Source organism: Streptomyces sp. SID5785, assembly GCF_009870065.1.
Lineage (GTDB): Bacteria > Actinomycetota > Actinomycetes > Streptomycetales > Streptomycetaceae > Streptomyces.
In genome coordinates this window covers 1-2,430 of record NZ_WWIA01000532.1, presented here as the reverse complement: position 1 = coordinate 2,430, position 2,430 = coordinate 1, and the positions used below count along the sequence as shown (strand labels likewise).

Annotated in this window: 2 protein-coding genes; one reads left to right on the top strand and one right to left on the bottom strand. The window is 73.5% G+C overall.

Features of this window, described 5'->3' with window-relative positions; translation table 11 throughout:
- Positions 1-126: 126 nt before the first annotated feature.
- Positions 127-1,152, top strand: a complete 1,026-nt coding sequence (locus tag GTW43_RS17405) for a hypothetical protein (protein WP_161302940.1) — start codon at positions 127-129, stop codon at positions 1,150-1,152.
- A gap of 7 nt (positions 1,153-1,159) precedes the next feature.
- Here GTW43_RS17405 and GTW43_RS17400 read toward each other — a convergent pair whose 3' ends face one another.
- A complete protein-coding gene (locus GTW43_RS17400; RefSeq protein WP_161302939.1) occupies positions 1,160-2,152 on the bottom strand; it encodes an iron-siderophore ABC transporter substrate-binding protein in 993 nt (330 codons plus the stop codon).
- Positions 2,153-2,430 lie beyond the last annotated feature (278 nt).

Below are 2,430 nucleotides of genomic sequence, written 5' to 3'. Positions count from 1 at the left end.
GCGGGGGCCGGGGCGGAGCCCCTGGGGGTGGGGCACGCTCCGCGGTGGAGTTGGTGAGGGATGATGGGGTGCGGCGCTTTCGGGGTACCGTCGGGGCGTCAATGGTGCGGCCCCGGAGGGGACTTCGTGGGGATCGAGAGCGATCAGATCGTCTTCGACTATCTGAGCCGGGTCGGGGACCTGGCCCAGCAGCGTCAGCTGCCCTCGGCGACCAGAATGCGCCTGGTCACCGAGTTGCGCGGCGAGATCGACAAGCGCCGCGCCCGGGTCACCGTGGACAGCCCGGCCGCCGTCCGCCGCATCATCGACCACCTCGGCACCCCCGACGCGCTCGTCACCGGAGCCCAGGACGGCTCCACCGGCATCACCCCCGACCCGGCGGCCCAGTTGACCCGCCCCCTGCCGGAACAGCGCACCCCGCGCCGCCGCCGCATGATGCCCCGCCCGCGCCGCGACCCGGCGCCGGACCCCGACGAGGGCCTCGCGGACGTACCGTCGCCCCCGCACCTGGCCGGCACCGACGAACTCGGCACGCCCGGCGGCCACACCGAGTGGTGGCGGCTCGGCGAGGCCGGCGGGATGCCGCTCGGCGAGACGGACAGCGTGCCCGGGTTCGTCGGCGGCGTGGAGATCCCGGAGCTGCTCAAACCGCCCCCGCGCCCCGGCACCGGCCCCGACCTGCGCAAGAAGCCCGTGCCCGGCCCGGCGGCGGCGGTCGAGGAGGACGAGGACGACGACGCGGAGGCCGAGGAGGGCGAGGAGACGGCCGGCACCGGCCGCGCCCGGCGCAGGATGCCGCGCCTGGCGCCCGCCGGAGGCCTGGGCAGCCCGCTGCTGCTGTGCGCGGCGGCGGTCCTCGTCGCGGGCGCCGTCCTCGGACTGCCGCTGGTCCTGCTGATCGGCTGGGCGCTCGTCTACCTGTCCCGCCGGCTGACCGTCGGGCAGAAGAAGTGGGCCGTGTTCGTGCTGCCCGGCGCCGCCGCGGTCAGCGGCATCGTCTGGCTGTGGGGCCGCACCGACGGCCGCTGGGGCGATCCGATAGCGGACGGGCGGATGAGCGGGGCGATCGGCGAGACCTGGCCGTGGGTGCTGCGCGGCGCGGCGTGCGCCACGGCGCTGTACCTGGTGTGGCGCGCGCAGCGCATGCGCTGACGGGGCCTCACGGAGCCAGGTCGGTCTGGAGCTCGCCGAGGATGTGGTTCGCGGCGGTGTAGCCGATGCCCTGGATCCACAGTTCGTCGTCGACCTGGAAGACCTTGCCGTTCTTGACGGCCCGCAGGTTCTTCCACAGGCCGCTGGTGGTGGTCCGGGTGACCTGGGCCTTGCCCGGACTGCCGTACGTCGACGTGAAGATGACGTCGGCGTCCGCCGCGTCGATCTGCTCGGGGCTCACCTCGTACGCGAACCCGTCCTTGGCCTTGTCGGCGATCGCGGGCCGGCCGAGGCCGACGTCGGCGAGGATCGTGCCGATGTAGTTCTGCTTGCCGTAGATGCGGATGTCGGCGCCCTCGACGAACCGGACGACGTTGACGTCCGTCCGCGCCGCTTTCGCCGTGCCGCCGAGGGACCCGGTGACGGCGGCGACCCGCTTCTCGTACGCCTTGACCGCCGTGCGGGCCTGGGGCTTGCGGCCGAGGGCGTCGGCGTGGACCAGGAAGTTCTGCTTCCAGGGGTAGCCGGTGGACTCGGTGAGGACCGTCGGGGCGATGGCGCTGAGCTGCGGGTAGCGCTGGGCGTCGCGGACCTTGCTGCTGAGGATCAGGTCCGGCTTGAGCCCGGCGATCTTCTCCAGGCTGGGGTTGGCGATCTCGCCGACGTCGGTGATGCCCTTGGTCTGCGACGCGGGGAGGTACGAGAGGAAGCCGGTCTCCGTGCCGGCGCGGGTGGCTCCCACGGGGGTGACGCCGAGGGTGATCGCGGAGTCCAGTTCGGCGGTGTCGAGGACGACGACGCGTCGGGGGGTGTTCTTGACCTTGACGTCGCCCATCGCGGTCTTGACGGTGTGGGTGCCGTTCGGGTCGGTGGTGGGCTTCTGCTTCTCCGGGGTGGAGGAGGTGCAGGAGGTGAGGGTCAGGGCGAGGGCGAGGGCGGTGACGAGGGGGAGGGTGAGGGGGCCGAGGGCTGTGCGGCGGTGCGTGAGGGAGGCGTTCATGGGTGCCTTTCGGGTCAGCGCCGTTTCCGGTCGGCCCATTGTCGCCGGGTGCCGCGCGCGTCGTGGCTGAGCGCGCAGTTCCCCGCGCCCCTTCTCGGGGCGAGTCGCTGATGGTGACGTCCCGCGCCCTTTCTGGGCTGGTGTGCAGCCCCCATTCCTCGCCTGCGGGTGACCGCGAGTGGTGGCCACCTCAAGCCCCTCCGGCGATTGAGGAGCGGGGGCCGGGGCGGAGCCGCCCCTGGGGGTGGCGCCGTTGCGGGTTGAGGATTCGTCGCCGG

What these genes read in the sequence shown, in the direction of transcription:
- GTW43_RS17400 (WP_161302939.1), bottom strand. Translation starts at nt 2,152, where the DNA reads ATGAACGCCTCCCTCACGCACCGCCGCACAGCCCTCGGCCCCCTCACC.